Here is a 26,030-nt window from a genome sequence, read left to right as displayed (position 1 = left end):
CGCGGGTCCTGCGTCACATCCCGCGCACAGGCCCTGACCCGTCCCGAGCCATGTCGTTCACGGGTCACAGGCTTTGTGATCGCCAGCGCAGCGCCCGGCTCCCCCGACGGCCGCCCCCGGCCGCCCCCGTGGTGCGCGCAGGGAGGTGCATCTCATGACCGACCGACGGCTCTGGTCGTACAAGGAGATCGCGGCGCACATCAAGGTGCAGCCGGACACCGTGCGCTCGTACCGCAAGCACGGGCTGCTGCCCCCACCGGACCACGTCGAGGGCGGCAAGCCCTTCTGGTACGCCGACACGGTCCGCGCCTGGGTCGCCTCCCGCCCGGGCAACCGGGGCCGCCGAGACGGCTGACCCCCTCCTTCCGAAAACCCACCTGTGCCCCACCCGTTACGTGGGGCACAGTCGCCCGATGAGCGACTTCTCCACGAAACCCGTCCTGGCCGGTGAGAAGGCCGTCCTGCGCCCCTTCACCGAGGCCGATGCCGAGGCCGTCTGGGAGATCGTCCAGGACCCCGAGGTCATCCGATTCACCTTCGAACCGTCCACCGAGCTGACCCTGAGCGGGCTGCGGTCCTGGTACGGCTCCCGGGCCACCGCCCCCGACCGCCTCGACCTGGCCGTCACCGACCCCACCACCGGCGAACTCCTCGGAGAGGTCGTCCTGCACGAGTGGGACCCGGGGGCCCGCAGTTGTACGTTCCGCACGCTCATCGGGCCCCGGGGGCGTGGCCGGGGTGTCGGCAGGAGGCCACCCGGCTCGTCGTCGGCCACGGATTCGAGCAACTGGGACTGCATCGCATCCAGTTGGAGGCCTACGGTCACAATCGGCGTGCTGTGCACGTCTACGAAAAAGTCGGGTTCGTGCTGGAAGGAGTGCGGCGGGAGGCCGCGTGGCGGGACGGGGTGTGGGTCGACGAGGTGGTCATGGCTCTCCTCGACCGTGAATGGGCCGTCCACCGCGGACGGCCCGGCGCCGTCAGCTCCACGGTTCGATGACCGTCACCCCCGCTCCCGGTGCCGTCCCCATCGCTGTCAGGGCGGTCGGGGTCGCGTCCAGGGGGATGGTGGAGGTGACCAGGAGGTCGGGACGCAGGACGCCCGCGCGGACCAGTTCCAGCATAGGCGGGTAGGTGTGCGCGGCCATGCCGTGGCTGCCGAGGAGTTCCAGTTCCAGGGCGATGGCGCGGGCCATGGGGACCGGGGTCGTGCCGTCCGGGGAGGGCAGCAGGCCCACCTGGACGTGGCGGCCGCGGCGGCGCAGGCCGTTCACCGACGCGGCGCAGGTCACCGGCGAGCCGAGGGCGTCCAGGGACAGATGGGCGCCGCCACCGGTCAGGTCGCGGATCGCCGCCGCCGTGTCCGGCACCCGCGTCGCGTCCACCACGTCCGTCGCCCCGAACTTCCGCGCCAGGTCCAGCGCCGCCGGTGACACGTCGACGGCGACCACCCGTGCCCCGGACGCCGCCGCGATCATCACCGCGGACAGTCCCACCCCACCGCAGCCGTGCACCGCGACCCACTCCCCCGCGGCGACCCGGCCCTGCTGCACCACCGCCCGGAACGCCGTCGCGAACCGGCAGCCGAGCGCCGCCGCCGTGGCGAACGACAGCTCCTGCGGCACCGCCACGAGGTTCACGTCCGCGTGGTCCAGCGCCACGTACTGGGCGAAGGAGCCCCAGTGGGTGAAGCCGGGCTGGGTCTGCCGCTCGCAGACCTGCTGGTCGCCCGCCGCGCACGCGCCGCAGGTTCCGCAGGCGCACACGAAGGGGACGGTGACACGGTCGCCGGGGTGCCAGTTGCTCACGCGGGCGCCGACGGACTCGACGACACCGGCGAGTTCATGGCCCGGAACGTGGGGGAGGGTGATGTCCGGGTCGTGGCCCTGCCAGCCGTGCCAGTCGCTGCGGCAGAGGCCGGTGGCCTCGACGCGGACGGTCACTCCGTGGGGGGCCGGGTGAGGGTCGCGGACTTCACGCACCTCGGCGGGTTCACCGTATTGCTCGAAGACCACCGCTCGCATCTGCCATCCCCTCGCCGTCGTTCTCCGCGGGTCCATCGTGGCTGGTCGCGCCCCGCGGCGGAGCCGCACATGGACACAGCCCCGCGTCCCTTACGGGGCGCTTCGCGTCCCCCTCGCTCAATCCGAACCGTGTGTGGAACCTTCGCAGTGGGGCCGGTGCCCACCATGTCGCCGTGCCCGTCAGTCTCATCACCGCCGGTACCAGCAGGCTGCGGACGATCATCGCGTCCATCAGGACCGCCAGCGCGATGCCCAGGCCCAGCATCTTGGTGTTGGTGACGCGGGAGGTGCCGATCGCCACCATCACCACCGCCAGGATCACCGCCGCCGCCGTGATCAGGCCACCGGTGCGCTGCAGGCCGTGGCGGACCGCGGCGTTGTGGTCGCCCGTTCTGTCGTACTCCTCCTTGATGCGGGAGAGCAGGAAGACGCCGTAGTCCATGGAGAGGCCGAAGGCCACGCAGAACATCAGGACCGGGAGGGTCGTCTCGATGGAGCCGGGGCTGGTGAAGCCGAGCAGGCCCGAGAGATGGCCGTCCTGGAAGACCCAGACCACCGCGCCGAACATCGCCGTCAGACTGAGCGCGTTGAGCAGCACGGCCTGGACCGGTATCAGCACGCTGCCGGTCAGGAGGAAGACCAGGAGCAGGGTGACGACCGCGATGACGGCGGCCGCCCAGGGCAGACGCTCGGCTATCGCGTGCTTGGAGTCGACCAGTACGGCCGCCGTGCCGGTCACCTTGGTGGCGAACGGGGCGTCCGCGGCACGCACCTCACCCACCAGACGCTGGGCCGTGTCGTCCACGGCCTCGCCCTTCGGCAGCACCGTGAAGTACGCGGAGTCGCCTCTCACCAGCGGGCCGTCCACCCGCAGCACACCGGGGAGGCCGGCGATCCGGTCCTTGTAGGCGGCGTACTGCGCCTTTGTCGCCCTGCCTTCCGCGAGCACTTCGAGGCCGCCTCCGGGGTTGCCGGGGAAGCCGTCGCGGATGTGCTGCTGGACGACGTGCGACTCGGCGGTCGAGGGGAGCTGGCGGTCGTCCGCGGTGCCGAACTTCACGCCCAGGAAGGGCAGTCCGAGCAGGACCAGCACGGCCGTCGTCGCCAGGGCGAAGAACGGGGCCCGGCGCATCACGAGGGCCGCCGTGCGCGCCCAGGCGGTGCCCTCCTCGCCGGACGTCCTGGCCGGGCGTCCGCGCCGGAACACCTTGCGCAGGTCGAGGGAGTTGACGCGGTGGCCGAGCAGCAGGAGGGCCGCCGGGAGCAGGATCAGGGCGGCCGCGGCGGCCAGCAGGACCACCGCCATCCCGGCGTAGGCGAAGGACCGCAGGAAGTACTGCGGGAAGACCAGCATCGCGGCGAGGGAGACGGCGACCGTGAGGGCCGAGAAGAGGACCGTGCGGCCGGCGGTGCGCAGGGTGGTGGCGACGGCCGTGGGCGGCTCGGCCCCGGCGGACAGTTCCTCCCGGAAGCGGCGGACGATGAACAGGGCGTAGTCGATGGCGAGGCCCAGGCCGAGGGCCGTGGTGAGGTTCAGGGCGAAGACCGAGACGTCGGTGAACTCCGTGAGGCCGCGCAGCACCGCGTTCGTGCCGAGGATCGCGACGATGCCGATGCCCAGCGGCAGCAGGGCCGCGATCGCCGAGCCGAAGACCATGACCAGCAGCAGGAGCGTGACCGGCAGGGCGATCATCTCGGCGCGGGCGAGGTCCTCCTTGATGATCGTCTGCATCTCGCCGCGCACCGCGACCATGCCGCCGACCTTGACCTGAACCGGGCCGTGCGTGCCGCGGTAGTGGGGCGCTATGCGGTCCAGGGTGTCGCTCGCCGTCTTCTCGTCGCCGCTGATGTGCGCGGCGATCAGCGCCTCGTGGCCGTCCTCGGCGCGCAGGGCGGGCGACTTGGTCTGCCAGTAGGAGCCGACGCCGATGACGCCCTTCTCGGCGGCGAGGCGGGTGGCGAGGCGCTGCGCCTCGGCGGCGACCGCGGGCGCGTCCACGGAGGCGCCGCCGGAGTCGACGAGGAGCAGGAGGTTGGGCTGGGAGTCCGGGAACTCGCGCTCCAGGGCCTTGGTCGCATAGGTGGACTGGGCGGCCGGGTCCTCCCAGCCGCCGCTGCCCAGCCGGTCGGCGACCCCGCTGCCGGCGAGCACGGCGAGAGCGGTGATCACCAGCGCGACCAGCAGCGACAGTCGCGGTCGGGCGGTCACGAACCGGGTCCATCCGCCGGGCCGGGCCGTGCTGCTGGGTGGGCTGTTGACTTCGGTCATGGTGCGGTGTCCCCTTCACCGTGGAAACCGTAAACTGACAAACACGAGAGAACGCTCGCATTTGATCCACCCACAGAATGCGAGCGACCGCTCGTGTTTGTCAATCGTGTTCGGAGAGCTGGGGATAACACGTGCCCGACAAGCAGCAGCAGGAGCAGCCGCGCCGTCGGCAGGCCCGCGGGGAGCGCCGGGTCGCCCAGCTCCTCGAAGCGGCCGCGACCGTGTTCTGCACGACCGGCTACACGGCGGCCAGCACCAACGCCATCGCCCGCGAGGCCGGCGTCTCACCCGGCACGCTCTACCAGTTCTTCCCGAACAAGGAAGCGATCGCGATCGAGCTGGGCGACCGGCTGATGCACGAGATGCGGGAGACCTACGGCGAGGCGCTCGCCCCGATAGACCCCGCGACCCCCCTGGAGCAGGCGGTCGGCGCCGCCGTCGACCGGTTCATCGCGTTCAACTGCGACCATCCGGTCTTCTTCGCGCTGATGCACGGCCCGGACGTGCCCGGCCGGATCGCCGAGGAGCACGACGCTCTGCACGCGACCCTGCTCGGCCGGATCGAGGGGCTGCTCTCCAGCCTCCTGCCCGACGCCCCCGCCGCCGACCTCACCCGCACCGCGCAGGTCTGCCTCGGGATGTACAAGGCGGGGCTGGAGCTGGTCCTGGCCCATGAGGGCACCGAGCGCGACGCCTACACCCGGGAGATCAAGAACGTACTGATCCGCTATCTCGAGCCGCTGGTGGGCGACCGGCTGGGCCGGACCGCGGGCGATCCCTCGTTGAGTCATACCCCCTAGGGGTATAGTGTGAGAGGCGGGGCCCCACCGTGGGTCCCGCAGGCCCCACACGCCTCCACGAGGAGAACGACATGACCGCCCAGTCCGACACCCAGGGTTCCGTCACCGCCGTCTACAAGGTGAGCGGGATGAGCTGCGGACACTGCGAGGGCTCCGTCTCCAGCGAGATCTCGGAGCTTCCCGGTGTCACCTCGGTCAAGGCCGTCGCCCCGGCCGGCGAGGTCACCGTCGTCTCCGAGGCCCCGCTCGACGAGGCCGCGGTGCGCGCCGCGGTGGACGAGGCGGGCTTCGAGCTCGTCGGCCAGGCCTGAGCGGCCGCGCTTCCGTTCTGTTCTCCGACCGGGCCGCGCCGACCAGCTGATACTGGCTCCGCGTGGTCCGGTCCGATGTCTGGAGTCCGGACATGACCAGTACGCCCACCGAGACACCACCGGCCGACGCGGCGGAGGTCGAGCTGCTGATCGGCGGCATGACCTGCGCCTCCTGCGCGGCCCGCGTCGAGAAGAAGCTCAACCGCATGGACGGGGTCACCGCCACGGTGAACTTCGCGACGGAGAAGGCCAAGGTCAGCTATCCCGCCGGCATCCAGGTCGCCGACCTGATCGCCACCCTCGTCAAGACCGGCTACACCGCCGAGGAGCCCGCGCCGCCGCGGCCCGTCGAGGAGGAGCCGCAGGCCGCCGAGGACGATCCCGAACTCGCCTCCCTGCGTCAGCGCCTCACCGTCTCCGCCCTGCTCGCGGTCCCGGTCGTCGCGCTGTCGATGATCCCCGCCCTGCAGTTCGACAACTGGCAGTGGCTGGCGCTCACCCTCGCCGCTCCCGTCGTCGTCTGGGGCGGTCTGCCCTTCCACCGGGCCACCTGGACGAACCTCCGGCACGGCGCCGCGACCATGGACACGCTGGTCTCGGTCGGCACGCTGGCCGCGTTCGGCTGGTCCCTGTGGGCGCTGTTCTTCGGCGACGCGGGCATGACCGGCATGCACGACGAGTTCCGGTTCACCGTCTCGCGCACCGAGAGCGCCTCCTCGATCTACCTCGAGGTGGCCGCCGGAGTGATCGCGCTCATCCTGCTGGGCCGCTATCTGGAGGCCCGCGCCAAGCGGCGCTCGGGGGCCGCGCTCAGGGCGCTGATGGAACTGGGCGCCAAGGACGTGTCCGTGCTGCGCGACGGGCGCGAGGTGCGCGTCCCGGTGTCCCGGCTGGCCGTGGGGGATCGTTTCGTCGTACGGCCCGGGGAGAAGATCGCGACCGACGGCACCGTCGTCGAGGGCGCCTCCGCGGTGGACGCGTCCATGCTGACCGGCGAGTCGGTGCCGGTGGACGTCGGCGTCGGCGACACGGTCACCGGGGCCACGGTCAACGCCGGCGGACGGCTGGTCGTCGAGGCCACGCGCGTGGGCGCGGACACGCAGCTCGCGCGGATGGCGCGGCTGGTGGAGGACGCGCAGAACGGCAAGGCGCAGGTGCAGCGGCTCGCCGACCGGATCTCGGCGGTCTTCGTGCCGGCCGTCATCCTCGTCGCCCTCGCCACCTTCGGGACGTGGCTCGGCGTCACCGGTGACACGGCCGCCGCGTTCACCGCGGCCGTCGCGGTCCTGATCATCGCCTGCCCGTGCGCACTGGGCCTGGCCACGCCGACCGCGCTGATGGTCGGCACGGGGCGTGGCGCCCAGCTCGGCATCCTGATCAAGGGCCCCGAGGTGCTGGAGTCCACGCGCCGCGTCGACACGGTCGTCCTCGACAAGACCGGCACGGTCACCACGGGCCGCATGACCCTCCACGAGGTGTACGCCGCCGACGGCGCCGACGAGAAGGAGGTGCTGCGGCTCGCGGGCGCCGTCGAGCACGCCTCCGAGCACCCGGTCGCCCGGGCGGTCGCCACGGGCGCCGAGGAGCGGCTCGGACGGCTCCCCGAGGTCGAGAACTTCGAGAACGTGCCGGGGCGGGGCGTCCGTGGCCGCGTGGACGGCCGTGAGGTGGCCGTGGGGCGCCTCTACGACGTTCTGCCCAAGGAACTGGCCAGTGCCCGGGACGAGGCCGAGAGGGGCGGTCGTACGGCCGTCGTGGTCGGCTGGGACGGGGTGGCACGCGGTGTCGTCGCCGTCGCCGACGCGGTGAAGCCGACCAGCGCCGAGGCGGTGCGCGGGCTGCGCGCGCTGGGCCTGACGCCGGTGCTGCTGACCGGGGACAACCGGACGGTGGCCGGGGCGGTGGCCCGGGAGGTCGGGATCGAGCAGGTGATCGCGGAGGTCCTGCCCGAGGACAAGGTGGCCGCCGTACGACGGCTGCAGGAGGAGGGGCGGGTCGTCGCGATGGTCGGCGACGGCGTCAACGACGCGGCCGCGCTCGCCGCCGCCGATCTGGGGCTGGCGATGGGCACCGGGACGGACGCGGCGATCGAGGCGGGCGACCTGACGCTGGTGCGCGGGGATCTGCGGGTGGCCGCGGACGCGATCCGGCTGTCACGCAGGACGCTGTCCACGATCAAGGGAAACCTCGTGTGGGCGTTCGGATACAACGTCGCCGCGCTGCCGCTGGCCGCCGCAGGGCTGCTGAACCCGATGATCGCCGGGGCCGCGATGGCCTTCTCATCCGTCTTCGTGGTCACCAACAGTCTCAGATTGCGGACGTTTCACTGAACTGAGCCCAAGTTACTGCCGGTTACCGGCAGTCGAAGTAAGAGCACCCCTAGAGTCCGGCGCCGGGCTCACATAAGCTCTTCACAAGGCTCGCGCATCATCCTTACGCTTGGGTCCCGATCAACGCGTCGGGGCTCTTGCGCATCAAACGGACAAATGCAAGAGACGCAGATCACAGTGATGTGAACGTAACCATCGAAGGGGTTCGAAGGTCTAAGTTGGCGATGTCGGAGAGCGTCTTGGGGGGCGCGAACCGGCATCTGGGGATGTCTTGGGGGACTTCTCCAGAGATGCGTTGCCGGGGCACGTACTTCGGGAAGCTTTGAGCGGCCCTCCCGAGCGTGCGCTGTCCCGGCAGACCGCACATCACCCATGAGTACGACGAGTTCTGCTCGTTCTGCTCAACCGCAGTACCAGCAGTACCGAAAGAACAGCGATTCAGGCGCTGGTCTCTCAGGCGCCCGGCCGGATCCCGTGGGGGGAATCCGCACCGGGACATGGGAAGGCGCCCTGGTCGTCGGCCCGTGGGGGGACCGGCGTCAGGGCGCCTTCCGCTTTTGGTTCACATTCCGAGGTTCGCTCAGCGCAACGCCCGCCAGGGGCGCGGGGAACTGCGCGACCAGCCACAGCCGGCCCGCAGTCGCCCACGCTCCTTCAGCAACGAAGTCCTAGGCGATCGGCTCTCCCGCCGGAGGCGTCAGCGCTCCTCGACGGAAACGAAGTCGCGCTCGACGACGCCCGTGTAGATCTGGCGCGGGCGGCCGATGCGGGAGCCCGGCTCCTTGATCATCTCGTGCCACTGGGCGATCCAGCCCGGCAGCCGGCCGAGGGCGAACAGGACCGTGAACATCTCGGTCGGGAAGCCCATCGCGCGGTAGATCAGACCGGTGTAGAAGTCCACGTTCGGGTAGAGGCTGCGCGAGACGAAGTAGTCGTCGGAGAGCGCGTGCTCCTCCAGCTTCAGCGCGATGTCCAGCAGCTCGTCGGACTTGCCGAGGGCCGAGAGGACGTCGTGCGCGGCGGCCTTGATGATCTTCGCGCGCGGGTCGAAGTTCTTGTAGACCCGGTGGCCGAAGCCCATCAGACGGACGCCGTCCTCCTTGTTCTTCACCTTGCGGATGAAGGAGTCGACATCGCCGCCGCCGGCCTGGATGCCCTCGAGCATCTCCAGCACCGACTGGTTCGCACCGCCGTGCAGCGGGCCCCACAGGGCGTTGATGCCGGCCGAGATGGAGGCGAACATGTTGGCCTGCGACGAGCCCACCAGGCGCACGGTCGACGTCGAACAGTTCTGCTCGTGGTCCGCGTGCAGGATGAGGAGCTTGTCGAGGGCGGAGACGACGACCGGGTCGAGGTCGTACTCCTGCGCCGGCACCGAGAAGGTCATCCGCAGGAAGTTCTCGACGTAGCCGAGGTCGTTGCGCGGGTAGACGAACGGGTGGCCGATCGACTTCTTGTACGCGTACGCGGCGATCGTCGGAAGCTTGGCGAGCAGGCGGATCGTCGAGAGGTTGCGCTGCTTCTCGTCGAAGGGGTTGTGGCTGTCCTGGTAGAACGTGGACAGCGCGGACACCACCGAGGACAGCATCGCCATCGGGTGGGCGTCGCGCGGGAAGCCCCGGTAGAAGTTCTTGACGTCCTCGTGCAGCAGCGTGTGCTGGGTGATCTCGTTCTTGAACGTGGCGAGCTCGTCGACGGTGGGCAGCTCCCCGTTGATCAGCAGGTAGGCGACCTCCAGGAAGGTGGAGCGCTCGGCCAGCTGCTCGATCGGGTAGCCGCGGTACCGCAGGATGCCCGCCTCGCCGTCGAGGTAGGTGATGGCGGATTTATAGGCGGCGGTGTTGCCGTAGCCGCTGTCCAGGGTGACCAGCCCGGTCTGGGCGCGGAGCTTCCCGATGTCGAAGCCCTTGTCGCCGACGGTGCTGTCGATCACCGGGTAGGTGTACTCGCCGTCGCCGTACCGCAGTACTACAGAGTTGTCGCTCACGTCTTCCCTCACCGACGTAGTGCCTCATCTTCGAGGTTGCCCTGACTGTCTCTACCTTCCCCCAATTGGCTCAGGAGAGTGCACTCGGGGTCGACCATCGGGCCTATCGGCGGCACTGAGTGCCGCCAACTTGCCCATCCTGCCCCCTGTCTTCCCGATCCGGAAGTGCTCTGTGACCTTCACGACTCATTTGATCGATCATTTTTCGAGATGAGTCTGAAGTCCAGGGCCGTACAGCGCCTGCCCGCCGACACCGTGCGCACCGCCTGACCGATCGCCTTGCGCGAACCGACCAGCACCACCAGCTTCTTGGCCCGGGTGACCGCCGTGTAGAGCAGGTTCCGCTGGAGCATCATCCAGGCTCCGGTGGTGACCGGGATCACCACGGCGGGATATTCACTCCCCTGCGAGCGGTGAATGGTCACCGCGTACGCGTGGGCCAGCTCGTCCAGCTCATCGAACTCGTACGGCACCTCCTCGTCCTCGTCCGTCAGCACCGTCAGGCGCTGGTCGACCGGGTCGAGCGAGGTGACAACGCCCACGGTGCCGTTGAAGACACCGTTCTCCCCCTTCTCGTAATTGTTGCGAATCTGGGTGACCTTGTCGCCGACGCGGAAGACCCGGCCGCCGAACCTCTTCTCCGGCAGGTCCGGGCGAGCCGGGGTGATGGCCTGCTGGAGCAGTCCGTTGAGGGTGCCGGCGCCGGCCGGCCCGCGGTGCATGGGCGCGAGGACCTGCACGTCCCGGCGCGGGTCCAGCCCGAACCTGGCCGGGATGCGGCGCGCGGCCACGTCCACGGTGAGCCGGCCGGCCTCCTCCGTGTCGTCCTCGACGAAGAGGAAGAAGTCCTTCATGCCGTCGGTGACCGGATGCTGCCCGGAGTTGATCCGGTGCGCGTTGGTCACCACGCCGGACTGCTGGGCCTGCCGGAACACGCGCGTGAGGCGCACCGCGGGGATCGGGCTGTCCTCGGCGAGCAGGTCCCGCAGCACCTCCCCGGCGCCGACGCTGGGCAGCTGGTCGACGTCCCCGACGAAGAGCAGATGCGCGCCGGGCGGTACGGCCTTCACCAGCTTGTTGGCGAGCAACAGGTCCAGCATCGACGCCTCGTCGACCACCACCAGGTCGGCCTCCAGCGGCCGGTCCTTGTCGTAGGCCGCGTCACCGCCGGGCTTGAGCTCCAGCAGGCGGTGGACGGTGGAGGCCTCCGCGCCGGTCAGCTCGGCCAGCCGCTTTGCGGCCCGTCCGGTGGGGGCGGCGAGGACGACGCGGGCCTTCTTCGCCCGGGCCAGCTCGACGATCGACCGGACGGTGAAGGACTTGCCGCAGCCGGGACCACCGGTCAGGACAGCCACCTTCTCGGTCAGCGCCAGCTTGACGGCCGCCTCCTGCTCGGGCGCCAGGTCGGCTCCCGTACGGCCCTTCAGCCAGGCCAGCGCCTTGTCCCAGGCCACGTCCCGGAAGCCGGGCATCCGGTCCTCGCCGGTGCGCAGGAGTCTGAGCAGCTGGGCGGAGAGGGAGAGCTCGGCGCGGTGGAAGGGGACGAGGTAGATCGCGGTCACCCGCTCGCCGTGCTCCCCGGGCACCTTCTCCCGTACGACACCGGGGTCCTCGCCGTCCTCGGGCACCTCCGCCAGCTCCGCCAGGCACTCGATGACGAGCCCGGTGTCGACCTGCAGCAGCTTCACCGCGTCCGCGATCAGCCGCTCCTCCGGGAGATAGCAGTTGCCCTGGTCGGTGGCCTGCGACAGCGCGTACTGCAGGCCGGCCTTGACCCGCTCCGGGCTGTCGTGCGGTATGCCGACGGACTGGGCGATCTTGTCGGCGGTCAGGAAGCCGATGCCCCAGACGTCGGACGCGAGGCGGTAGGGCTGGTTCTTGACGACCGAGATGGAGGCGTCGCCGTACTTCTTGTAGATGCGCACGGCGATCGACGTGGACACCTCCACGGTCTGGAGGAAGAGCATGACCTCCTTGATCGCCTTCTGCTCCTCCCAGGCGTCGGCGATCTTCTTCGTGCGCTTGGGGCCGAGGCCCGGGACCTCGATGAGCCGCTTGGGCTCCTCCTCGATGATCTTCAGGGTGTCCAGCCCGAAGTGCTGGGTGATGCGGTCGGCGAAGACCGGCCCGATGCCCTTGACCAGACCGGAGCCGAGATAGCGGCGGATGCCCTGGACGGTGGCCGGCAGCAGGGTCGTGTAGTTCTCAACGGTGAACTGCTTGCCGTACTGGGGGTGCGACCCCCAGCGGCCCTCCATCCGCAGGGACTCCCCCACCTGGGCACCGAGCAGCGCGCCGACGACCGTGAGGAGGTCGCCGGCGCCTCTGCCGGTGTCGACGCGGGCGACGGTGTAGCCGTTGTCCTCATTGGCGTACGTGATGCGCTCCAGCACGCCTTCGAGCACGGCGAGCCGCCGTTCACCCGTCGCATTCCCCGCCTGTTGAGCCATGATCCGACGGTACTGGTGGGGACTGACAGTCAGCGAAGGGATGTGGATTTCAGTGCTTCGAGGAACGTGGTGAAGGCGGGGGCGGGAAAGGTGAGGGTGGCTCGGGTGGGGGCCTTTGAGTCGCGGAGGGCTATGTGGGTGGGGGTGGAGGCGAGCTCTACGCACTCGTTGCCGTCGCCCGGGCCCGAGTAGGACGACTTACGCCAGTTGTCCATGGGTACCTCACAGCTCTTTCGCCAGCCTGTGGATGAACTCGCGCGACGCCACAAGGTCGAGCGACGCGCGCTCCACTTTACGAAAGCTCGTTCGGTAGGTGGTGAGCTGAGCTTCGGAATCGATGAAGGCCGAGCCGTGCAGCGCGTCCCGAACCACCGTGTCCAGCCTGGGCACCGCGCCACCTACGTACGTCATCGTGCCTGCGGCACTGGCAAAGCCGTCCAGGTCGAAGGGGATGACGCGCACGTTGATGTGATCCGCTTCGGACAGCTCGACGAGCCGGTGCAGCTGGGCTCTTGAGACGGCACGGTCACTGACCCTGATCCTGAGCGCCGCCTCGTGGATCACCGCCTCGTACGGGATGGTGAACCGCTGGCGCGCCTTGCGATGCTGGATGCGCAACTCGATCTCTTCGCCGGTGAGTTCAGGCAGCCTGGCTGAGAAGACGGCCCGGGAGTAGTCCTCGGTCTGCAAAAGGCCCGGCACGTACAGGATCGCCACGTGGCGTTGGAACCGGGCGTGATGCTCCAGCTCGGACAGATCCAGAAACGGCGTGGGCAGCAGACCCCGGTACTCCTCCCACCAACCTCGTGTGCGGTCGGTGGCCATCACCACCAGGGCGTCGATGAACTCCTCATCCATACAGGCGTAGTGGGACGCCATGCGCCGCACGCGCTGCTCGCTCACGCCCACGAGTCCGGACTCGATCTGGCTGATCTGCACTCGGTTCACGCCGAGCAACGTCGACGCTTCGAGGGGGGTAAGTCCTGCCGCCTCGCGCAACCGGCGCAGTTCGATCGCCAGGCGCAGCTGACGTGCGGTTGGTTCGCGCCTCTGGACCATCAACTGCTCCTCGTTCGGGGGCGGATTACGCGATCGACTTGCCCGGGATTAAAGATTACCCCTACCGTCGGTGACGCAACGCTCACTCTGCGGAAGTGCACCGCTCCGTCCTGCCTACCCAGACGGCCGCGGCGAAGCCACCGCCAACCCCCCACCACCCCACCGGAGTCGCCGCATGCCCGAAAACACCCCCGAACCCTGGGAGTACTGCCTCTCCATCCCCAACGACCCGCGTGCCGTCAGCATCAGTCGCCGCACGCTCCGGCTGATCCTCACCGCGCACGGACTGATCGGCCTAGTCGACGTCGCCGAACTGGTCGCCACCGAGCTGGTCACCAACGCCGTACGGCACACGAAGGGACCCGCCGCCCTGCGGGTCCGCTGGGCGCCGCCCGGCACGCTGCGGATCGGGGCGTGGGACGCCGACCCCGAACCGCCCGAGCCACCGGTGCCGTTGGCGCGGCTCGGCGAGGCGGAGGAAGGGCGGGGGCTGGTGCTGGTGCGGGCCTGTTCGGAGGTCTGGGGCTGGCATCCCCTGTCCCGGCACGGCAACCGGGGCAAGTACGTGTGGTGCGAACTCGCGGCGGCGTAGCAGGCCTGCCCGCCCTGCCCCAACGTATGGATTGTTCAACGATCCTTCAATAGGATGGTTCAACATCCAGCCGTCGGCTTCGCGGACGCGGAACGGTGACCAACCGGAGGGCTGCAGGAGATGAGCCGGCATCAGTTCGAAGAGGTCGACGACCTCGGGGAGATCCTGTTCAGCAACGACCCCGCGCTGCGGATCGCATGCGTGCCGATGGGTCTACAGACCGCGGAAGGCACGGTCATCCTCGATCACGCGCAGACCCGTCACATGCCCACCGCCCTCTTCGAGTTCGTGCATGCCGTGGGCGTGGGCGACTTCGGGTACGTCGTGCCGCAGAACGCCTCGACCGAGGGCATACCCGAGGAACCGCGGATCGAAGGCGCCATCCTGTTCGGCATGAGGCGCCTACCGCCCGATTTCCCCGACCTGCGTCCGCCCTACCGCCCAGAACCCGACGACGACGGGATCTGCCCCGCCGAGCTCTGCTTCAGCATGAGACTCAGGCCGCCCCGCGACCCCGACCTGGTCTCGATCCCTGGATGGGAGCTGCACGAGATACCCGACGACCAGCCAAAACTGGCGGAGCGCCTCGGATACACCTACTCCCGGCTGGAACTGCGGACGCCCCTCGGTGAGCTCTACTCCCGAACCTGGGTCGCGCACGACCCCGAGTGGGCGGCCGCCGCCCTGCGTTACGGCTACGTCGTGTGCCTGTGCGGCGTGACACTGGGGGTCCGCGCCCCGTACGGGATGACCGACGCGCAGCACACCCCGCGCATGCGCCGCGGAGCCTTCCGCCTCGGATGCTCGGTGGGTCTGACCATCGGCGGACTCGTCGCCTACGTCGGCCACCGCTGATTCGCCTCAAGGCGCCACGCCCTCCTCCCTTCATCACGATCCGGTCTCGGGGGCTTGCGAACCGCTCGTGTAATCGATTCCAATCCTTTCTGCACGAAGTCGTGTAATCGATTCCATGGGTTTCACCGAGTTCCACGAGGAGGTGGAGCGGCGATGGCGAGCATCAAGGACGTCGCTGCCGAGGCGGGGGTCTCCGTCGCCACGGTCTCGCGCGTCCTGAACGACCATCCGTCGGTCAGCGCCGACGCACGCACGCGCGTGCTGGCCGCCGTCGAGGCGCTGGGCTACCGCCCGAACGCCGTCGCCCGTTCGCTGCGCACCGACCAGACCCACACCCTCGGGCTGGTCATCAGCGACGTGATGAACCCCTACTTCACCGAACTCGCCCGCTCCGTCGAGGAGGAGGCCCGCGCACTCGGCTACAGCGTCATCATCGGCAACGCCGACGAGCGGCCCGATCTGCAGGATCATCACGTACGGACGCTGCTCGACCGGCGGATCGACGGGCTGCTCGTCTCCCCCACCGACGGCGGGTCCCCGCTGATGCTGGACGCCGCGCGCGTGACGCCGATGGTGTTCGTCGACCGGTGGATCCCGGGCGTCGACGTGCCGGTGGTGCGGGCCGACGGGCGGGCGGCGGTGCGGGATCTCGTCTCGCACCTGTACGGGCTCGGGCACCGGCGGGTCGCCATCATCGCGGGGCCGGCGGCCACCACGACCGGGCGGGAGCGGGTCGACGCCTTCCGGGAGGCGCTCGCCGAGTACGGGCTCGGACTGCCGGACGCCTACATCGGACAGGGCGACTTCCAGGCCGACAGCGGGCGCCGGGTCACCGAGGGGTTCCTGGACCTGCCGGAACCGCCGGAGGCCGTCTTCGCGGCCGACAACCTGATGGCGCTCGGCGCCCTGGACGCCGTACGCGCGCGTGGCCTGCGGGTGCCGGACGACCTGGCGCTGGCCGCGTTCGACGACATCCCGTGGTTCGTCCACACCGACCCGCCGGTCACCGCGATCGCCCAACCGACCGGCGAGCTGGGCCGGGCCGCCGTCCGCGCGCTCGTGGACCGCATCGAGGGGCGGCCCCCGCAGTCCGTCACCCTCGCCGCCCGTCTCGTCGTACGCCGCTCCTGCGGCGAGGACCCCACCCCAGTGCAAAGGAGCACGACGTGAGCGACCGGGACGAGTTGCTGCGCATCGAGGGCATTCGGAAGACGTTCCCCGGCGTGGTCGCGCTCGACGGCGTCGACTTCGACCTGCGCCGGGGCGAGGTCCACGTGCTGCTCGGCGAGAACGGCGCCGGCAAGAGCACGCTCATCAAGATGCTGTCGGGCGCCTACCACCCCGACGAGGGCCGCGTCCTGGTGGACGGCGAGGAAGTGCGCATCCGCGGGGCGCAGGACGCCGAGCGGCTGGGCATCGCCACCATCTACCAGGAGTTCAACCTGGTCCCCGATCTCACCGTCGCCGAGAACATCTTCCTGGGGCGGCAGCCGCGCCGGCTCGGGATGATCGACCGGAAGCGGATGGAGGCCGAGGCCGAAGTCCTGCTGAAGCGCGTCGGGGTGAACGTCGCGCCACGCGCGCGGGTGCGTGAACTGGGCATCGCGCGGCTGCAGATGGTCGAGATCGCGAAGGCGCTCAGCCTGAAGGCGCGCGTGCTGATCATGGACGAGCCGACCGCCGTGCTCACCTCCGAGGAGGTCGAGAAGCTCTTCGCGATCGTGCGCACCCTGCGCGAGGACGGCGTCGGGATCGTCTTCATCACCCACCACCTGGAGGAGATCGCCGCCCTGGGCGACCGGGTGACCGTCATCCGCGACGGGAAGTCGGTCGGCCAGGTCCCCGCCACCACCCCCGAGGACGAGCTCGTACGGCTCATGGTGGGCCGTTCCATCGAGCAGCAGTATCCGCGTGAAGTGCCCGAGAAGGGCGCCGCGTTGCTCACCGTCGAGGGGCTGACCCGGGACGGCGTCTTCCACGACGTCAGCTTCGAGGTGCACGCCGGTGAGGTCGTCGGCATCGCGGGGCTCGTCGGAGCCGGCCGTACGGAGGTCGTACGGGCCGTGTTCGGGGCCGATCCCTACGACAAGGGGGTCGTGAAGGTCTCCGGGGCGTCCTTGAAGAGGCACGACGTCAACGCGGCCATGGCGGCGGGTATCGGGCTCGTGCCGGAGGACCGCAAGGAGCAGGGGCTCGTCCTGGACGCCTCCGTCGAGGAGAACCTGGGCCTGGTGACGATGCGGACCGCCACGCGCGCGGGGCTCGTCGACCTCAGGGGGCAGCACGCGGCGGCCGAGCGGATCGCCGGGCAGCTGGGCGTGCGGATGGCCGGACTCGGGCAGCACGTACGGACGTTGTCCGGCGGCAACCAGCAGAAGGTCGTCATCGGCAAGTGGCTGCTCGCCGACACCAGGGTGCTGATCCTCGACGAGCCGACGCGCGGCATCGACGTCGGCGCCAAGGTCGAGATCTACCAGCTGATCAACGAACTGACGGCCGCCGGGGCCGCCGTCCTGATGATCTCCAGTGATCTCCCGGAGGTGCTCGGCATGAGCGACCGGGTGCTGGTCATGGCCCAGGGCCGGATCGCGGGCGAGCTCGCGGCCGGCGAGGCCACGCAGGACGCCTTGATGGCCCTCGCCGTATCCACTCCCACCACCGAAACGGAGGCCAGCCGTGGCCACTGACACGCTCAAGAGCCGTGCGGGCGCCGGTGGCGCCACGGGCGGGCTGCGCCGGCTGCTGCTCGACAACGGCGCGCTGACCGCGCTGATCGTCCTCGTCATCGCCCTGTCGGCGCTCTCCGGGGACTTCCTGACCACGGACAACCTGCTGAACGTGGGCGTCCAGGCGGCCGTGACCGCCGTCCTCGCCTTCGGCGTCACCTTCGTGATCGTCTCGGCGGGCATCGACCTGTCGGTGGGCTCGGTGGCCGCCCTCTCCGCCACCGTCCTCGCCTGGAGCGCCACCTCGCACGGGGTGCCGGTCGTCCTGGCGGTCGTGCTGTCGGTCGCCACCGGCATCGCCGCGGGCCTGGTCAACGGCTTCCTGATCGCGTACGGCAAGCTGCCGCCGTTCATCGCGACGCTCGCCATGCTGTCGGTGGCCCGCGGTCTGTCGCTGGTGATCTCCGAGGGCTCCCCGATCCCCTTCCCGGGCTCGGTCTCGCACCTCGGCGACACGCTCGGCGGCTGGCTGCCGGTGCCCGTGCTGGTCATGGTGGTCATGGGGCTGCTCGCGGCCTTCGTGCTCGGGCGGACCTACATCGGCCGTTCCATGTACGCGATCGGCGGCAACGAGGAGGCCGCCCGGCTGTCCGGGCTGCGGGTGAAGAAGCAGAAGCTCGCGATCTACGCCTTCTCCGGGCTGTTCGCGGCCGTCGCGGGCATCGTGCTCGCCGCCCGTCTCTCCTCCGCGCAGCCGCAGGCCGCCGACGGCTACGAACTGGACGCGATCGCCGCGGTCGTCATCGGCGGCGCCTCGCTCGCCGGCGGCACCGGCAAGGCGTCCGGCACGCTCATCGGCGCGCTGATCCTGGCGGTGCTCAGGAACGGCCTGAACCTGCTCAACGTCTCCGCCTTCTGGCAGCAGGTCGTCATCGGTGTCGTCATCGCGCTGGCGGTGCTGCTGGACACGCTGCGGCGCAAGGCGGGGGCGAGTCCGGTGGCCGCCGGGACGGGCGGCAACAAGGGCCGGCAGGCGGGGACGTACGCGCTCGCGGCGGTCGTCACCGTGGCGCTGGTCGGCGCGACCTCCTTCCTGCACGGCGGATCGTCCTCCACCACCCCGAAGATGGGCCTGTCCCTGTCCACCCTCAACAACCCCTTCTTCGTGCAGATCCGCTCCGGCGCCCAGGCCGAGGCGAAGAGGCTGGGCGTGGACCTGACCGTCACCGACGCCCAGAACGATGCCTCGCAGCAGGCCAACCAGCTGCAGAACTTCACCAGTTCCAACCTCGGCGCGATCATCGTCAACCCGGTGGACTCCGATGCCGCGAGCAACTCCGTGAAGGCCGCCGACAAGGCGAAGATCCCGGTCATCGCGGTCGACCGCGGGGTCAACGAGGCGGACGTGGACGCCCTGGTGGCCTCCGACAACGTCAAGGGCGGCGAGCTGGCCGCGCGGACCATCGCCGAGAAGCTGGGCGGCAAGGGCAAGATCGTGATCCTGCAGGGGCAGGCGGGCACGTCGGCGGCCCGGGAGCGTGCGGCGGGCTTCGCCGCCGGGCTCAAGGCCTACCCCGGCATCCGGGTCGTCGCCCAGCAGCCCGCCGACTTCGACCGCACCAAGGGCCTCGACGTGATGTCGAACCTGTTGCAGGCCCATCCCGATGTGCAGGGCGTCATCGCCGCCAACGACGAGATGGCCCTCGGCGCGATCAAGGCGCTGGGCTCGAAGGCCGGAAAGTCGGTCCAGGTCGTCGGGTTCGACGGCACCCCGGACGGCCTGAAGGCGGTCCAGGGGGGCACGCTGTACGCGTCCGTGGCACAGCAGCCCTCACAACTTGGCAGGATCGCCGTGGACAACGCGCTGAAGGCGCTGCAGGGCAAGAAGGTCGAGGAGACGGTGAAGGTGCCGGTGAAGGTGGTCACCCAGCAGAACGTGGCCGGCTTCAGCGGCTGACGGTGGTCAGCGACCGGCACAGGGGAACGGGCGGGCGGTCAGGGGGACCGCCTGCCCCGGGGCACTGATCTGGGTCACTCATCTGGGTCACTCATCTGGGGAGTCTTATTCATGTACGACTACGACCTGCTGGTCGTGGGTTCGGCCAACGCCGACCTCGTGATCGGCGTCGAACGGCGGCCGGGGGCGGGCGAGACCGTGCTCGGCTCCGACCTGGCCGTCCATCCGGGGGGCAAGGGCGCCAACCAGGCCGTCGCGGCGGCCCGGCTCGGCGCCCGTACGGCGCTGCTGGCCCGCGTCGGGGACGACGCGTACGGCAGGCTGCTGCTGGACTCCCAGCGGGCGGCCGGCGTGGACACCGTGGGGGTGCTGGTGGGCGGGGCGCCGACGGGGGTCGCGCTGATCACCGTCGACCCGTCCGGGGACAACAGCATCGTGGTGTCGCCGGGGGCGAACGGGAAGCTCGCACCGGGTGACGTCAAGGCCGCCGCGTGTCTCTTCCAGGCCTCGCGGGTTGTCTCGACGCAGCTGGAGATCCCGCTGGAGACCGTCGTGGAGGTCGTGCGCGATCTGAGTCCCGACAACCGTTTCGTGCTGAACCCGTCGCCGCCGCGGCCGCTGCCGGGCGAGGTCATGGCGGCCTGCGATCCGCTGATCGTCAATGAGCACGAGGCGCGGGTGATCCTCGGCGAGGCATGCGTGTCGGACCGGCCGGAGGACTGGGCGCGGCTGCTGCTCGCCAAGGGCCCCCGGTCGGTGGTGGTCACCCTGGGCGCCGAGGGCGCCCTGGTCGCGTCCTCGGCGGAGGTCACCCGGGTGCCGTCGGTGAAGGTCGACGCTGTGGACACGACGGGTGCGGGGGACGCGTTCACGGCGGCGCTGGCGTTCCGGCTGGGATCGGGCGCGTCGCTCGCGGAGGCGGCGGGGTACGCGGCCCGGGTGGGCGCGGCCGCGGTCACGAAGGAGGGCGCGCAGGTGTCCTTCCCGACGGCGGAGGAGGTCGACGCGCTGTGAAGAAGGCAGGGATCCTGAACCGGCATCTCTCCGGTGCGATCGCCGAGCTGGGGCACGGGGACGGGGTGCTGGTGTGCGACGCGGGCATGCCGATACCGAAGGGGCCGCAGGTCGTCGACCTGGCCTTCCGTGCCGGAGTGCCGTCCTTCGCAGTGGTGCTGGACGGGCTGCTGGCGGAGCTGGTGGTTGAGGGCGCCACGGCGGCGAAGGAGGTCCAGGGCGCCAATCCCGCGGTGTCGGCGCTGCTGGAGGACGAGTTCCCGGAGCTGGAACTGGTCCCGCACGAGCGGCTGAAGGAACTGTCGGCACAGGCCCGCCTGGTGGTGCGCACGGGCGAGGCCCGGCCGTACGCGAACGTGCTGCTGAGGTGCGGGGTGTTCTTCTAGCGGCTTCTTCCAGCAGGCTCTTCCAGCGACTTCTTCTCGCGGCCCGCCCGCCGCGGCGGACAAATTCGAGGGGGCCCGATCCGTCGACCGGGCCCCCTCGGCTTTTCCCCTCCAACATCAGAACCCCCGCGATCCCCCCGGATCCCCCTCCAGCGGTCCTGACACCAAGTACGACCCGCGAGGTCAGGGAAGGGTTGTACGGTCCGCGAGAAGTTTTTTTCCGGGCTCGGCCCCTGCCCTCCGCCGCGAATGCCTGCCAGACTCACGGTCATGCATCGCGTCGAATCCGGTGATCGCGCGCAGGAACTGCGGGAGGGACTGAACCGCAGAGTGATCCAGGCGTTCGCGGAGGGCCGGCTGGTGCTCTACCGCCTGCGCTCCCCGTGGCACACGCCCAGCGCCCTGGCCGAGTGCCACGAGGTGAACGGCGTCTGGCAGTCCGCGATGATCGTCCACGGCTCGTGGAAGACCGCCGAGGACCACGTCCGCGTCATCACCTGGCGCGAGCTGCCCGGCCAGGACTTCGAGCCGGACGTCCTGCCGGGCCTCGCCGCCGCCCCGGAGGAGGAGCTGCGGGTCGGCGTCGACGACCGGACGGTCCCCGCCCTGCTGCGCCGGGGCTTTGGGGTGTGGCAGCTGCGCACCGCCGTCGGCGAGCACCACGTCCTGGTCAGCGGCCGGGGTGCGCCGGAGGACCTGACGCTGGAGACCGTCGACGACATCGCCCCGCTCGTCGAGGAGCGTCGAGCGCACCTCGCCAGGCTCCGGGGAACCGCCTGATCCTCAAAGGACCGGCTCCGCTTCGCCCCGCACCGTTCGCCGCTCGGTGCGGGGCGGAGGTGTGCGCCGGGGGTCAGCCGGTGTGCTCCACGAAGCGCCGGGCGGTCTCGGCGAGCACCTCACGGCCGTCGCGGGCCCACAGGCCGTCGTTGAAGAGTTCGACCTCGATGGGACCGGTGTACCCGGCCGCCTCCACATATCCCTGCCACTCCCGCATGTCGATCGAGCCGTCCCCGATCTGGCCGCGGCCGTTGAGGACGCCGGCCGGGAGCGGGGTGGTCCAGTCGGCGAGCTGGAAGGTGTGGATACGGCCGCCCGCGCCGGCCCGGGCGATCTGCGCGGGCGCGTTGTCGTCCCACCAGATGTGGTACGTGTCCACCGTCACGCCCACCTGGTGCGCCGGGAAGCGCTCCGCGATGTCGAGTGCCTGGGTGAGGGTGGAGACCACGCAGCGGTCGGAGGCGTACATCGGGTGCAGCGGCTCGATGGCCAGCCGGACCCCGTGCCGCTCGGCGTAGGGGCCCAGCTCCCCCAGCGCGTCGGCGATCCGCTCCCGCGCGCCGCGCAGGTCCTTGGAGCCGGCCGGCAGACCGCCGGAGACCAGGACCAGCACCTCGGTGCCGAGCGTGGCCGCCTCGTCGATCGCCCGCCGGTTGTCGGCCAGGGCGGCGGCCCGTTCGGCCGGGTCGATCGCGGTGAAGAAGCCACCGCGGCACAGCGTGGTGACGGTCAGACCGGCGTCGCGGACCAGCTTGGCCGTCGCCTCCACGCCGTACGACTGGACGGGTTCCCGCCACAGGCCCACGCCCGGGACGCCCAATTCCAGGCAGGCGTCGACCAGTTCCGGCATCGACAGCTGCTTGACCGTCATCTGGTTGATGGAGAAACGCGTCAGGTCGGTCACCGGTCCACCCCGTAGAGCGACAGCAGGTTCCTCATCCGCTCCTCCGCCAGCTTCGGGTCCGGGAACAGGCCCAGTCCGTCGGCGAGTTCGTAGGCGCGGGCGAAGTGCGGGAGGGAACGGGCCGACTGGAGGCCGCCGACCATGCTGAAGTGGGACTGGTGGCCCGCCAGCCAGGCCAGGAAGACCACGCCCGTCTTGTAGAAACGGGTCGGCGCCTGGAACAGATGGCGGGACAACTCGACCGTGGGATCGAGGAGTTCACGGAAACCGACAACATTTCCGGTGTCCAGCACCCGTACCGCCTCGGCGGCCAGCGGGCCCAGCGGGTCGAAGATGCCGAGCAGCGCGTGGCTGAAGCCCTGCTCGTCGCCGGCGATCAGCTCGGGGTAGTTGAAGTCGTCGCCGGTGTAGCAGCGCACGCCCTGCGGGAGCCGGCGGCGGATGTCGATCTCCCGCCGGGCCTCCAGCAGTGACACCTTGATGCCGTCCACCTTGTCGGGGTGCGCGGCGATGACCTCCAGGAAGGTGTTGGTCGCCGCGTCCAGGTCGGACGAGCCCCAGTAGCCCTCCAGCGCCGGGTCGAACATCGGGCCCAGCCAGTGCAGCACCACCGGCTCGGTGGCCTGGCGCAGCAGATGGCCGTAGACCTCCAGGTAGTCCTCGGGGCCGGACGCGGCGGCGGCCAGGGCGCGGGAGGCCATCAGGATCGCCTGCGCGCCGGACTCCTCCACGAGGGCCAGCTGCTCCTCGTAGGCCGCCCGGACCTCCACGAGAGACCCGGCGGTGATCTGGTCGGTGCCGACGCCGCAGGCGATACGGCCGCCGACCGCCTTGGCCTCGGCGGCGCTGCGGCGGATCAGCTCGGCCGCGCCCGCCCAGTCCAGGCCCATCCCCCGCTGGGCGGTGTCCATCGCCTCCGCGACCCCGAGCCCGTGCGACCACAGGTGCCGGCGGAAGGCGAGGGTGGCGTCCCAGTCGACGGCGGCCGGGGAGTCGGGGCTGACGTCGGCGAAGGGGTCGGCCACGACGTGCGCGGCGGAGAAGACCGTACGCGAGGTGAAGGGGGCGCCCGGGGTGAGGGCGAGGGGTTCGGGGCGCGGGTCGTAGGCCCTCAACCGCCCCTCGGAGTCGGGGAGATGGATGGTCACAGCGAGATCTCCGGTACGTCGAGACGGGCGCCCTCGGCCGAGGACCTCAGGCCCAGCTCGGCGAGCTGGACGCCGCGGGCGCCGGCGAGGAGGTCCCAGTGGTAGTCGGCGTCGGCGTAGACGTGCTTGAGGAACAGCTCCCACTGGGCCTTGAAGCCGTTGTCGAAGTCGTCGTTGTCGGGCACTTCCTGCCACTGGTCGCGGAAGGAGTAGGTGGCCGGGATGTCGGGGTTCCAGACCGGCTTGGGGGTCAGACTGCGGTGCTGGACACGGCAGTTGCGCAGACCGGCGACCGCGGAGCCCTCCGTGCCGTCGACCTGGAACTCGACCAGTTCGTCGCGGTTGACGCGGACGGCCCAGGAGGAGTTGATCTGGGCGATCGCGCCGCCCTCGAGCTCGAAGATCCCGTACGCGGCGTCGTCGGCCGTCGCGTCGTAGGGCTTGCCGTTCTCGTCCCAGCGCTGGGGGATGTGGGTGGTGGCGACGGCCTGGACGGACTTCACGCGGCCGAACAGCTCGTGCAGCACGTACTCCCAGTGCGGGAACATGTCGACGACGATGCCGCCGCCGTCCTCCGCGCGGTAGTTCCAGGAGGGGCGCTGGGCGGACTGCCAGTCGCCCTCGAAGACCCAGTAGCCGAACTCGCCGCGCACGGACAGGATCCGGCCGAAGAAGCCGCCGTCGATCAGGCGCTTGAGCTTGAGCAGGCCGGGGAGGAAGAGCTTGTCCTGGACCACGCCGTGCTTGATGCCGGCGTCCTTGGCCAGCCGGGCCAGCTCCAGGGCGCCCTCCAGCCCGGTCGCGGTCGGCTTCTCGGTGTAGATGTGCTTGCCCGCGGCGATCGCCTTCCTGATCGCCTCCTCGCGAGCGGAGGTCACCTGGGCGTCGAAGTAGATGTCGACCGTCGGGTCGGCGAGGACCTCGTCGACGTCCGTGGAGACGTGCTCCAGTCCGTGCTGTTCGGCGAGCGCGCGCAGCGCGTGCTCACGGCGGCCGACCAGGATCGGTTCCGGCCACAGCACGGTGCCGTCGCCGAGGTCGAGGCCGCCCTGCTCCCGGATGGCCAGGATGGAGCGGACCAGGTGCTGGCGGTAGCCCATGCGTCCGGTCACGCCGTTCATGGCGATGCGCACCGTCTTGCGTGTCACGTCATTCCCTTCGTACGCGGGGTGTGCGCCGCGTACGCCCTGTCTCCTACTGGTGAGCGTCACAGCAAGCGCTTTCTATACGGTAAGAAGCTAGCCTCTGATCGTGGTCTGGACAAGACCGTGACTCAGTCGAGTTGTTCGAGGGGGCGAACAACTCGGAGCTTGACCCGTAAGGTCTGCTCGAAAACATTCGGAACCATGGCCGCCCGCGGCCTGTCTACGAGCACGTACGTGGCCTGTCGACGAGCACGTATGTGGACGTACGAAGATGCGCGACCGGAGGACGACGAGATGACGGTGACCCTGGCGGACGTGGCGGCGCGCGCGCAGGTCTCGCCCGCGACGGTGTCGCGCGTGCTGAACGGGAACTATCCCGTGGCGGCATCCACCCGCGAGCGGGTGCTGAAGGCGGTCGACGAGCTGGACTACGTACTCAACGGACCGGCGAGCGCGCTCGCGGCGGCCACCTCCGACCTCGTCGGCATCCTGGTCAACGACATCGCGGACCCCTTCTTCGGGATCATGGCGAGTGCGATCCAGTCGGAGATCGGCGGGCCCGGAGGCCGGGCGGGCGGTGAGCGGCTGGCCGTGGTCTGCAACACGGGGGGTTCGCCGGAGCGCGAGCTCACGTATCTGACGCTGCTGCAGCGGCAGCGGGCGGCCGCCGTGGTGCTGACCGGCGGGGCCGTGGAGAACCAGCCGCATGCGGCGGCGGTCGCTGCGAAGCTGACGAAACTGACGGCCGCCGGGACGCGGGTCGTGCTGTGCGGGCGGCCGCCGGCGCCGGACACCGGGGCGATCGCGCTGACCTTCGACAACCGCGGGGGCGGGCAGCGGCTGACCGACCATCTGATCGGGCTCGGACACCGGCGGCTCGGGTACATCGCGGGGCCGGAGGAGCGGACGACGACCCGGCACCGGCTGGAGGGCCACCGGGCCGCGCTGGCCGCCGCCGGGATCGAGGAGGACCCGCGCTGGACGGTGTGGGGGCGCTACGACCGGCAGGCCGGCTACGAGGCGACGCTGGAGCTGCTGCGGCGCGATCCCTCCCTGACGGCGGTGGTCGCCGCGAATGACTCCGTCGCGCTGGGGGCGTGCGCGGCGCTGCGGGAGTCGGGGCTGCGGATCCCGGAGGACGTCTCGGTCGCCGGCTTCGACGACCTGCCGTTCAGCGTGGACGCGGTGCCTTCGCTGACGACGGTACGGCTGCCGCTCGCCGAGGCGGGCGCGCGGGCGGGGCGGATCGCAATGGGCCGCGAGGAGCCACCGCCCGGGGGGATCGCGACGGTTCGGGGGGAGCTGATGGTGCGGGGGTCTTCCGGGGGGCCTCGGGGGTGAGGTTCAGGCCCC

Annotated in this window: 23 protein-coding genes and 1 pseudogene; 14 read left to right on the top strand and 10 right to left on the bottom strand. The window is 70.5% G+C overall.

Annotated elements, in window-relative coordinates; all coding sequences use genetic code 11:
• The first annotated feature begins 154 nt into the window (after window positions 1–154).
• Window positions 155–355: a helix-turn-helix transcriptional regulator gene (locus ACWCQ1_RS01490; protein ID WP_358593775.1), complete on the top strand. Its 201-nt coding sequence runs from the start codon at window positions 155–157 to the stop codon at window positions 353–355.
• Window positions 356–391: 36 nt separating this feature from the next.
• On the opposite strand, the gene ACWCQ1_RS01485 is transcribed toward ACWCQ1_RS01490, so the two are convergent.
• On the bottom strand, window positions 392–526 hold the full coding sequence (locus ACWCQ1_RS01485; RefSeq protein ID WP_358593971.1) for a hypothetical protein: 135 nt from the start codon (window positions 524–526) through the stop codon (window positions 392–394).
• Here ACWCQ1_RS01485 and ACWCQ1_RS01480 point away from each other — a divergent pair.
• Window positions 462–1,000: pseudogene (locus ACWCQ1_RS01480) on the top strand (GNAT family N-acetyltransferase). The gene ACWCQ1_RS01485 and the pseudogene ACWCQ1_RS01480 sit on opposite strands and share 65 nt — an antisense overlap.
• On the opposite strand, the gene ACWCQ1_RS01475 reads toward ACWCQ1_RS01480, so the two are convergent.
• Entirely contained in the window at window positions 981–2,024 is a 1,044-nt protein-coding gene (locus ACWCQ1_RS01475; RefSeq protein WP_358593776.1) for a zinc-dependent alcohol dehydrogenase family protein, read from the bottom strand. The pseudogene ACWCQ1_RS01480 and the gene ACWCQ1_RS01475 overlap by 20 nt on opposite strands.
• Window positions 1,993–4,293, bottom strand: coding sequence for an MMPL family transporter (locus ACWCQ1_RS01470; protein ID WP_451025586.1), 2,301 nt, complete (start codon window positions 4,291–4,293; stop codon window positions 1,993–1,995). The genes ACWCQ1_RS01475 and ACWCQ1_RS01470 overlap by 32 nt, the downstream gene beginning before the upstream one ends.
• Window positions 4,294–4,424: 131 nt before the next feature.
• On the opposite strand from ACWCQ1_RS01470, the gene ACWCQ1_RS01465 reads away from it, so the two are divergent.
• From ACWCQ1_RS01465 to ACWCQ1_RS01455, 3 genes are all read left to right on the top strand, one after another.
• On the top strand, window positions 4,425–5,093 hold the full coding sequence (locus tag ACWCQ1_RS01465) for a TetR/AcrR family transcriptional regulator (protein ID WP_358593778.1): 669 nt from the start codon (window positions 4,425–4,427) through the stop codon (window positions 5,091–5,093).
• Window positions 5,094–5,164: 71 nt separating this feature from the next.
• Window positions 5,165–5,404, top strand: a complete 240-nt coding sequence (locus ACWCQ1_RS01460; protein WP_358593779.1) for a heavy-metal-associated domain-containing protein — start codon at window positions 5,165–5,167, stop codon at window positions 5,402–5,404.
• 92 nt (window positions 5,405–5,496) lie between these two features.
• On the top strand, window positions 5,497–7,734 hold the full coding sequence (locus ACWCQ1_RS01455) for a heavy metal translocating P-type ATPase (RefSeq protein WP_451025585.1): 2,238 nt from the start codon (window positions 5,497–5,499) through the stop codon (window positions 7,732–7,734).
• A 697-nt stretch (window positions 7,735–8,431) separates the two neighbouring features.
• Here ACWCQ1_RS01455 and ACWCQ1_RS01450 read toward each other — a convergent pair.
• The 4 genes from ACWCQ1_RS01450 to ACWCQ1_RS01435 form a co-directional block, all read right to left on the bottom strand.
• Window positions 8,432–9,721 (bottom strand): citrate synthase, encoded by a 1,290-nt coding sequence (locus ACWCQ1_RS01450; protein ID WP_451025584.1) that lies wholly within the window; start codon window positions 9,719–9,721, stop codon window positions 8,432–8,434.
• A gap of 179 nt (window positions 9,722–9,900) precedes the next feature.
• Complete coding sequence (gene recD2, locus ACWCQ1_RS01445; protein ID WP_358593780.1) at window positions 9,901–12,171, bottom strand: SF1B family DNA helicase RecD2; 2,271 nt, start codon at window positions 12,169–12,171, stop codon at window positions 9,901–9,903.
• Between the two features lie 29 nt (window positions 12,172–12,200).
• Window positions 12,201–12,386, bottom strand: a complete 186-nt coding sequence (locus ACWCQ1_RS01440) for a DUF397 domain-containing protein (RefSeq protein ID WP_133040821.1) — start codon at window positions 12,384–12,386, stop codon at window positions 12,201–12,203.
• A gap of 7 nt (window positions 12,387–12,393) precedes the next feature.
• Complete coding sequence (locus tag ACWCQ1_RS01435; protein ID WP_358593781.1) at window positions 12,394–13,230, bottom strand: helix-turn-helix domain-containing protein; 837 nt, start codon at window positions 13,228–13,230, stop codon at window positions 12,394–12,396.
• 175 nt (window positions 13,231–13,405) lie between these two features.
• Between ACWCQ1_RS01435 and ACWCQ1_RS01430 the strand changes: the two genes are divergently transcribed.
• From ACWCQ1_RS01430 to ACWCQ1_RS01395, 8 genes are all read left to right on the top strand, one after another.
• Window positions 13,406–13,822, top strand: coding sequence for an ATP-binding protein (locus tag ACWCQ1_RS01430; protein WP_358593782.1), 417 nt, complete (start codon window positions 13,406–13,408; stop codon window positions 13,820–13,822).
• Window positions 13,823–13,942: 120 nt separating this feature from the next.
• On the top strand, window positions 13,943–14,677 hold the full coding sequence (locus ACWCQ1_RS01425; RefSeq protein WP_451025583.1) for a hypothetical protein: 735 nt from the start codon (window positions 13,943–13,945) through the stop codon (window positions 14,675–14,677).
• A 153-nt stretch (window positions 14,678–14,830) separates the two neighbouring features.
• Window positions 14,831–15,847: a LacI family DNA-binding transcriptional regulator gene (locus ACWCQ1_RS01420; RefSeq protein WP_451025582.1), complete on the top strand. Its 1,017-nt coding sequence runs from the start codon at window positions 14,831–14,833 to the stop codon at window positions 15,845–15,847.
• Window positions 15,844–17,364, top strand: coding sequence for a sugar ABC transporter ATP-binding protein (locus ACWCQ1_RS01415; RefSeq protein WP_451025581.1), 1,521 nt, complete (start codon window positions 15,844–15,846; stop codon window positions 17,362–17,364). Before ACWCQ1_RS01420 ends, ACWCQ1_RS01415 begins: the two co-directional genes overlap by 4 nt.
• Window positions 17,354–19,300, top strand: coding sequence for an ABC transporter permease/substrate-binding protein (locus tag ACWCQ1_RS01410; protein ID WP_451025580.1), 1,947 nt, complete (start codon window positions 17,354–17,356; stop codon window positions 19,298–19,300). The genes ACWCQ1_RS01415 and ACWCQ1_RS01410 overlap by 11 nt, the downstream gene beginning before the upstream one ends.
• Before the next feature lie 111 nt (window positions 19,301–19,411).
• Entirely contained in the window at window positions 19,412–20,314 is a 903-nt protein-coding gene (locus tag ACWCQ1_RS01405; protein WP_451025579.1) for a ribokinase, read from the top strand.
• Window positions 20,311–20,700, top strand: coding sequence for a D-ribose pyranase (gene rbsD, locus ACWCQ1_RS01400; protein WP_133040813.1), 390 nt, complete (start codon window positions 20,311–20,313; stop codon window positions 20,698–20,700). The genes ACWCQ1_RS01405 and rbsD overlap by 4 nt, the downstream gene beginning before the upstream one ends.
• Before the next feature lie 270 nt (window positions 20,701–20,970).
• Window positions 20,971–21,480, top strand: coding sequence for a hypothetical protein (locus ACWCQ1_RS01395; protein ID WP_358593788.1), 510 nt, complete (start codon window positions 20,971–20,973; stop codon window positions 21,478–21,480).
• Between the two features lie 73 nt (window positions 21,481–21,553).
• Here the strand turns inward: ACWCQ1_RS01395 and ACWCQ1_RS01390 are convergent, their stop codons facing one another.
• The 3 genes from ACWCQ1_RS01390 to ACWCQ1_RS01380 are packed head-to-tail and all read right to left on the bottom strand — an operon-like array spanning window position 21,554 to window position 24,680.
• Complete coding sequence (locus ACWCQ1_RS01390; protein ID WP_133040811.1) at window positions 21,554–22,384, bottom strand: sugar phosphate isomerase/epimerase family protein; 831 nt, start codon at window positions 22,382–22,384, stop codon at window positions 21,554–21,556.
• Window positions 22,381–23,532 (bottom strand): dihydrodipicolinate synthase family protein, encoded by a 1,152-nt coding sequence (locus ACWCQ1_RS01385; protein WP_358593789.1) that lies wholly within the window; start codon window positions 23,530–23,532, stop codon window positions 22,381–22,383. Before ACWCQ1_RS01385 ends, ACWCQ1_RS01390 begins: the two co-directional genes overlap by 4 nt.
• A complete protein-coding gene (locus tag ACWCQ1_RS01380) occupies window positions 23,529–24,680 on the bottom strand; it encodes a Gfo/Idh/MocA family protein (protein WP_133040809.1) in 1,152 nt (383 codons plus the stop codon). The genes ACWCQ1_RS01385 and ACWCQ1_RS01380 overlap by 4 nt, the downstream gene beginning before the upstream one ends.
• A 291-nt stretch (window positions 24,681–24,971) precedes the next feature.
• Here ACWCQ1_RS01380 and ACWCQ1_RS01375 point away from each other — a divergent pair, with 291 nt between their 5' ends.
• Window positions 24,972–26,018 carry a LacI family DNA-binding transcriptional regulator gene (locus ACWCQ1_RS01375; RefSeq protein ID WP_451025578.1) on the top strand — a complete coding sequence of 349 codons (1,047 nt, stop codon included), beginning with the start codon at window positions 24,972–24,974 and terminating at the stop codon, window positions 26,016–26,018.
• The last annotated feature ends 12 nt before the right edge of the window (window positions 26,019–26,030 follow it).

It is taken from the genome of Streptomyces sp. NPDC002144, assembly GCF_053593695.1.
Note: the sequence above shows the minus strand (reverse complement) of the source record. Positions and strands in the feature narration are given on the sequence as shown.